General features: G+C 42.1%; 4 protein-coding genes. 2 read left to right on the plus strand and 2 right to left on the minus strand.

Going from position 1 to position 7899, the window contains the following annotated elements:
- The first annotated feature begins 100 nt into the window (after positions 1–100).
- Positions 101–1846, plus strand: coding sequence for a sensor histidine kinase (locus NE638_RS15895; protein ID WP_173746673.1), 1746 nt, complete (start codon positions 101–103; stop codon positions 1844–1846).
- Positions 1843–3414: a response regulator transcription factor gene (locus NE638_RS15900; protein ID WP_118368601.1), complete on the plus strand. Its 1572-nt coding sequence runs from the start codon at positions 1843–1845 to the stop codon at positions 3412–3414. Before NE638_RS15895 ends, NE638_RS15900 begins: the two co-directional genes overlap by 4 nt.
- Here NE638_RS15900 and NE638_RS15905 read toward each other — a convergent pair.
- Positions 3408–6692 (minus strand): AAA family ATPase, encoded by a 3285-nt coding sequence (locus NE638_RS15905; protein WP_022426844.1) that lies wholly within the window; start codon positions 6690–6692, stop codon positions 3408–3410. The two genes, NE638_RS15900 and NE638_RS15905, sit on opposite strands and share 7 nt — an antisense overlap.
- Entirely contained in the window at positions 6692–7837 is a 1146-nt protein-coding gene (locus NE638_RS15910; RefSeq protein WP_021651526.1) for an exonuclease SbcCD subunit D, read from the minus strand. The genes NE638_RS15905 and NE638_RS15910 overlap by 1 nt, the downstream gene beginning before the upstream one ends.
- Positions 7838–7899: the final 62 nt, after the last annotated feature.

The following is a 7899-nucleotide window of genomic DNA, read 5'->3' on the forward strand; positions in this document are numbered from 1 at the left end:
AAACAGTGCACACTTCTTGACATTATGTGTCACTTTTCATAATATGTATTGGTTTTTTTTACTCATCATTATATAATAATACCGAAAGGAGGGGTAAGAATTGTTTTCTATTACTGCAAAATTTAAAGAACACTCTATAAAATTTCGAATTCTTGTCATCGTTCTTCCAGTTGTGATTCTCAGTTATATCATTTTATTATCTTCTTTTTATATGATTTATGTAAAAGAATCCCGTAACAATATTCTTCTGGAACATGAAGAGAATACTCTGTCTATCGCAAAAAATACAGCCAGTTATTTTTCCTCACTGAACTCCAACATTGATCTGCTGCTTTACGGAACAGAAATTCAGTCTCTGATCCATTCCTATGCAGATAAAAAGCTCAGTCCGGAAGAAGTTCAGTCCCAGTGTAACACCCTTTTCTCCACATATCTTTTAGGTGCTCAGTCTAAAATTCAACGGGTTTATATTGTTCTGACCGATAATGGGATCATTTCCAATCAGACTATTTATAATTCCACCCTGGAACAACAGGAGCAAAAACTGGAGCAGCTCAGTGAGTATCTAAAACAACCAAAGGGAACTCTCTGTTATTACTATTCTCCAAAGGAACCTTATACCATCACTGCTGCCAAAAATATTTTTGACATTCAGAAACCGGAAAAGAAGATCGGTATTTTACTGACTGAGATCAATATCCGGTTTATGGAGGATATGATCACGGAGCATCAGGATTCTGAATATAGTTATTATTCCCTTTTTCAAAATAGTGACCTGGTATATACAACTTCCCCCTATGCCCCATCCGTCACAGCCAGCATGAATATGAATTATCACTCCCACAGGGGGAATAGTAATTTTTATGCCATCCGCTATTCTGTAAACGATTTCTTACAAATCGGAGGGCTTCTCAACACAACCGGCGCATTTCATTCGATCAATCGTGTATGGCGTCAGCTACTGGTTATTTCCATATTTTTTCTCTTGATACTGGTTTTCGCTGTTATTCAGATTTCAAGAACCATATCCCAGGAATTTCAGGTTTTTATCACTAAGTTAAAACAAACTTCTGTTGCCGATGAAACCGCCCTGATCCACACAGTTTCCAGCAACGAATTTTCTGAGCTGACAAAGGAATACAACCATATGCTCCTGCGCCTTCAGGAATCCGGAAAGAAGATCACGGAACAACAGATTCTTCTAAAAAACGCAGAGCTGAAAACGCTTCAGGCACAGATCAACCCACATTTTCTTTACAATACCCTGGACTGTATCTCAAGCCTGGCATCTCTTGGAAAAACAGCGCAAATCACAGATATCGTTCCAAAACTGGCTGATATCATGCGAATGAGCATCAAAGGCTCTGATCTTCTTCCTATTTCAGAAGATCTTAATTACGTAAGAGAATATTTGGATATTCAGAAAATGCGTTTCCAGGATCGGCTTCTTTTTCTGATCGAATGTAACGATCCCATGGAAGATCTGTATATCCCAAAACTGATCATACAGCCGGTCGTTGAAAACGCTATCATACATGGTATCAGTGAATCTGTGGAAAATGGCTTTCTTTCTATTCAATTATTTACTTTTAAAGACGATGTACTGATCAAAGTCTATAACACCGGCCCCCTGTTTTCTCACCAGGTAATTGAAAAGATTCACTCTGTATCACAAACTTCTTTTTCCGACCAGAAAAGCATTGGGCTTATAAATATTCAGATGCGGCTACGGTCCCAATTCGGAAATTCCTATGGACTGCTTCTTGAAAATATGGAAGACCGTACTTCTGTATGTGTTACGATCCGTATTCCACAAATACATCAAAGGGAGGACCTGACAAAATGAAAATTCTGATCGTTGATGATGAAAAGATCATCCTGGAAAAACTTAAAATGTATATTTCACAGATTTTTACAGAAAAAGAGAATATTTTTACTTCTGACAATGCAGCAAAAGCACTGGAGATCATATCCTCTCAGCAACCAGATATCATTCTTACGGATATCCGTATGCCAGGAAAAGACGGCCTGTATATTTCTTCTTTCGTGCATAATAATTTTCCAGATAAGATCGTAATACTGATTACCGGTTTTTCTGATTTCAAGTATGCACAGACAGCGATTAAAAACCATGTTTTCGATTATATCCTAAAACCAGTAGACGAAAACGTCCTGAAAGAATCCGTATTGAAAGCTATACATACTATCACCGAACGGAAAAATCAGGCGATCATGCGCAAAAAATATGAATCCTATCTAAAAGAAAATATCAGAAATCTTCAAAAAGATTTTTTTGAACGGTTACTTTTCAGGAACACCACTTCCCTTTCTTCTTCTTTTCATGAAGAAGTCACCATGCTCCGCCTGGATCATATTAAAAGCTATTACCTTTTATACTGCAAATGTTCTACAACAGTTTCAAAAGATCTGGAAAAAGAATATTACTTTACGCATATCGCCGAACATTATCTTCAGGAACAGATTCCGGGAGCTCTTATTTTTTCTTATGGAAACGCTTTGTATTCCTTATGTCCGGACATTGATGAAAAACAACTTACAAAAATAACTAATTTCATACATGGGGAACTAAAAAAGAATCACGTTCTCATGTCCGCAGCCATCAGCAGTCACTCTGAGAATCTGTCTGAAATTCCCCTGCTTCGAAGCCAGACTGTAGAAATTTTTAATACCCTGAAAAATTCCAGTCATTTTGTCATGCTCTACCGTGATCTGGAAACCAACCCCGTTGCTGTCATGTATGAAAAATCCAACTATTTTCAGGTTCTTCTCAATTCCCTGTCTTCCGGTGACAAAACAATGATTCAAAGGCATTTTGATGAGATCTCCCAGTTTTTCACCCGGCAAACTCCTGATGAGTTCAACAGTTTCATGTATAGTTTTATGACTCTTTTTCTTTCTTTTTTTCAGTCAGCTTCCACGGAACTGTCAGATTCGGTACGTCAGATCACCAAAACACAGAAAGAGCTTTTTTCAACCTCCTCACTTCCGGAAAAAAAGACTGAAATATTTCAGGACTGGATGTTTCAGATTGCAGGCCTTCTGAATACTGATAAAATTAATAAAAACAACTACCTGACCAGTCAGCTGATTGAATATATCCGCGCAAATTATGAAAAACCTCTGAGCCTATACAGTATCGCCGATGAATTTAACCGAAGTACTCCTTATATCAGCAGACTGATCAAACAGACAACCGGCAAAAATTTTACGGATCTTCTTACCGATCTGCGTATCCAGAAAGCTAAAGAATTGCTGAAAACTTCTTCCTATCACGTAAATGAGATATCCCACATGGTAGGATATCCCAATTTTCGTTACTTCAGCCGTATTTTCAAGCAGCAAACTGGTATGACTCCCAATGATTATCGGAAGATTTCCTGCCGTTTTCACTGAATTTTTATACTGCTTCCCACACCATCCCCACCACATTTTTTGGTGACGATGATCTTATTTTCGATCCGTTCCTTCAGTTCTGACACATGTGAGATAATTCCTACCAGACGTTTTCCGTCGGCCAGACTTGTCAGGGCTTTCAGGGCCTGTTCCAGGGATTCCTCATCCAAGGATCCGAATCCTTCATCTACAAACATGGAATCCAGCCGGATTCCCCCGGCTGAAGCCTGGATCTCATCGGAAAGTCCCAGCGCCAGGGATAACGATGCCTGGAAGGATTCCCCACCGGACAATGTCTTTACGCTTCGTTCCGTTCCGTTATAGTGATCAATGACATTCAGATCAAGACCTGCTTTTTCTTTCTGATTTTTGCTTTGTTCCTGGCGTTTCAGCTCGTACTGGCCGCTGCTCATGGTCATAAGACGGAGATTGGCTCTTCGCAGGATCCGGTCAAAATATGCCATCTGGATATAGGTTTCCAACTCGATCTTAGATTTTCCGTTCAGTTTTCCGTTTGCTGTATCCGAAAGATTTTTCATCCAGACATATTCTTTTTCCGCCGCAGTCATTTCCGTCTGACGTACCTGCACTTTCTGATATATTTCCTCATTTCCCTTCTGAACAGAAAAAAGTGCTTTTCGTTTTTCCGAAAGCTGTGTTTTCTCTTCCCTAAAACGGCTGTACTGCTCTCTGAGCGCATCCTCATCTACTTCTCCGATTTCTTTTTTCTGCTCCTCAAAGTTTTTTACAACCGCTGTTATTCTTTCCTTTTCCGCCCGGATCTCCTGTAATTTCTGTTGAGCTCTTCTGCTGCTTTCTTTCAGCTCTTCATACAGCTTCCTCTGTGTTTTTATTTCCTGTTCCAGAGATTCTTTTCCACCTTCTCCGATCTCTTCGTTCAGCTCATCCACTTTCTGTGCTTTGTTCTTCCTCTCTGTTTCCAGACGTACGATGTCCTGTGCAGCTTCATTGATAACTCTTCCCAGTTCTTTCAGAGTCTTTTCTCTTTCTATGATCAGCTTCTCAAGATCCTGTTTCTGTTTTGCTTCTTTTTCCTTTCCCTGAACTTTTTCTGACAGGCAGCTGAGCATATCCTGTATCTGTCTTTCAAATCCTGCAGCTGTGTTGTCCGTCACTTCTCCATTTCCTGCCACCAGACTTTTCTGAATCAGTTTTCGGATCTCTTCTGCTGTTATCTGCTGCTGCTTTTTGTTTTCCACGTCTCTTGTCTGAAGACCGGCCTGTTTTCTGTCACATTGATTTTTCTCTTCCTGTAACTGAACGATCTCTGTTTCCAGCTTTTCGATCCACGTTTCTGTTTCGTTCTTCTTTTTTTTACGTTCTATTGCTATGCGAATCTCTTCCTCGCTGTCTGCCAGCTGCTTTTCACATTGGTCCTGTTTTTCTTTCAGCAAAGGGATCAGCTTTTTCCATTCCGTCTCATGTAAAAGCTCTTGTGCCTCCCTCTGGATCTGATGCCATAATGTTTTCTGGCGTTCTTTTCGTTTTCCTGCTTCCACACTCTGCGTATTTGCGTCATTCTCCAGTCTGTCCAGTTTTTGTTTCTCTCTGTCCAGGATTTCCTGATCCACAACCTGTCCTTTGGGAAGTATTCCCGGACGCGGATGCTCGAAAGAACCACATACCGGGCATGGGCAGCCCTCTTTCAGTTCCTGCGCCAGGAGCCCTGCCTGCGCGTCCAGAAAACTCTGAAACAGTTTCTGGTAAACTTCTCTCTGCTTTTGTACTTTTTCAATGGAAATCTTATATTTTTCCTGCTGCTCTTTCGTGGCATTATAAGCCCCTTGAAACTCCTTAACCAGAGCAATCAGTCCTTCTAATTCTTTCTTTTTCCGAAGCCCTTCTGTCTTTTTCGTCTCTGCCTTCTGAAGTTCCAGCTCCGCGCTGTCCAACAGCGCCTTGTCTTTCTTTTGCTGCTCCAGCTCTTCCTTCTGCTGCGTTTCTTTCCGGATGATTTCTTCCTGCCATCCATCTATCTGTTTCTGTTCTTTTTTGATCTCTTCTTCCGTCAGCAGACAGCTGTCATAGCTTCGTTTTTCACTGTCCAGTTTATCGTACTCAAACTTGTATTTTTGTAGTTCTTCTCCTGCATCTGCCAGTATTGAAAGGCGTTTTTTTTCTTCCTCATCTTTTTTCTGCAAAAGCTGCTCTTCGGAAATATCCTTCTCTTTTTTTTCACTGACTGTTTCAAGCTTTCCTTCGATTGTTTCCAGCTCTTTTTTCAGCTTTTCCAGCTCCTGATATTTTTTCAGCTTTTCTTCTTTTTCACGGATCCTGATTCCAAGCTCTTCACATCTGTGATCTGCATCTTTATATTTTTCCGCCTCTTCTACTGCAAGCTGTAGAAGTGGTGTTAATTCTTCCAGATCTTTTTCCGCTTTTTTCTTTTTCAGCTCCAGATTTCGTTTCTGAGCCACAAGATTTTGTGCCTCTTCTGCTTTTCGTATATCCTGATTAAGCGAGTCTTCTTTTTCCCGGAGCTCTTTTTCCTGTGCTTCACCATATTCCAGAAACTGCTTCAGAAGTTCCAGACTCCGCTCCAGTTTTCCCTCGAATTTTATCTTTTTCAGTTCGTCAAATTCCTCTGCCTCCTGCCATGAAGCAGTCTCCGTTTTCACTCCATCCAAATACTGGGCAATACTGCGGCGCATTTCATCATATTCCTTATATCTGGCTATTGACGCATCCTTAAGTTTCATCTGAATCTGCTGATAAAGTCCTGTGTGAAAGAGCTGTCGGAAGATCTCTCCTCTCTGTGTAGTTCCTGCCAGAAGTAATTTCTGGAAATCCCCTTGGGCGATCATTGCGATCTGTGTGAACTGATCATAACTCAGTCCCAGAAGCTGTTCCACTGCCGCAGTAACATCTTTTGCCTTTGTCACCGGCTGACGTTCATCCGGATAGATCAGCTGTGCTTCAGCTTTTCTAAGAGTCTGTCCGGTGCCTCTTTTTTTCGGAGCCATATATTCCGGACTCCGGCGCACGTGATAATTTTTCCCCTGATAGGAAAAAACAAGCTCCACAAAGGTCTCTGTGGAAGGCTCTGCATATTTGCTCCGAAACATGGCCGGATCTCTTACCTCTCCACTGGCTCTTCCATATAACGCAAAGGTGATCGCATCAAAGATCGTGGTTTTTCCCGCTCCGGTGTCACCGGTGATCAGGTAGAGACCTCCCTCTCCAAGCTTTGAAAAATCAATCTCTGTTTTGTCCGCATATGGCCCGAAGGCACTGATGGTCAGTTTTTTCGGTCTCATTATTTCACCTCCTGGATCTTACGGATCAGGTCTTCGGAATATTTCCGCTGTTCTTCATTCATGGGCTGGTTATTCTGCAGTTCAAAAAATTCCTCAAAATATTCCAGCTCAGATTTCCTTTTCACCGTTTCTGTGCCTGCGATCTCCTGGTTTTCTCTTGTGCGTCGGTTATCATATTCCAGCCTCATCAGATTCGGATAAATAGTACGGAGCTTCTGCATTCCATCTACGATATCTTCTTCATCTGTCAGCGTGATCTGCACATAATCCTCTGTGTTTGTGTCCTGATAACCGGACAGTGATGTGATTTCCATGTATGTGCCCTTCAGTTTTCGCATATCCCGTAGAGGCTTCAGCGGAATCTCCCTGATCTTGAGATTTCCTTTTTCCAGGAGCTCCACAACTGTCGCGGATTTCTGCTGTCCTGCCTCGGAAAAAGAATATTTCAAAGGAGTTCCGCAGTAGCGGATGTGCTCGCTTCCCACATTCTGAGGACTGTGGATATGACCAAGTGCCACATAGTCAAAATCCCGGAACACATCTGCCTCCACCTGGTCGATACCTCCAACGGAAATCTCTTCAGAATCGCAGCGCATTGCACCGACCACAAACTGATGGGCGATCAGTACATTGCGATGACGTTTATCAATCTCCATATGTGCAACTGCCGCCTGCACGGCCTCCTGGTAGGTACGGATCTCATCCACCTCTTCTTCTCCTTCCAGCCCGTGCCTCACAGTTGCCGGACGCACAAATGGAAGCAGATGGATCCACACTTCTCCATAGCTGTCCGTTAAACAGTACTTTTCTGTTTTTCCATCGTATACCGGGGTCATGCAGATCCCACTGCTACTCATGATCTGTGAACCGAAAGCGATCCTTTCCGCACTGTCATGATTTCCGCTGATGGCATACACCGGAATCTTCCTTTCTGCCAACTGCGTAAGAAACCGGTCAAAAAGCTGCACGGCTTCCGCAGACGGAACCGGTCTGTCATAAAGATCCCCCGCAAGAAGAACCCCGTCCGGTGCTTCTTTATCAATGATCCTCAGGATTTCATTCAAAATATATTTCTGATCTTCGATCATGGAAAACTCATTGACACGTTTTCCCAGGTGAAGATCTGATAAATGGATCAGTTTCATCGATCACCTGCCACTCAAAATGTGATTAAACATACTCACATCGAGATAATGCGGATTCTCAC

This window comes from Blautia sp. MSK.18.38, from assembly GCF_024460535.1.
GTDB classification, from domain to species: domain Bacteria; phylum Bacillota; class Clostridia; order Lachnospirales; family Lachnospiraceae; genus Blautia_A; species Blautia_A fusiformis.

What these genes read in the sequence shown, in the direction of transcription:
- NE638_RS15905 (WP_022426844.1), bottom strand. Translation starts at nt 6,692, where the DNA reads ATGAGACCGAAAAAACTGACCATCAGTGCCTTCGGGCCATATGCGGAC.
- NE638_RS15900 (WP_118368601.1), top strand. Translation starts at nt 1,843, where the DNA reads ATGAAAATTCTGATCGTTGATGATGAAAAGATCATCCTGGAAAAACTT.
- NE638_RS15910 (WP_021651526.1), bottom strand. Translation starts at nt 7,837, where the DNA reads ATGAAACTGATCCATTTATCAGATCTTCACCTGGGAAAACGTGTCAAT.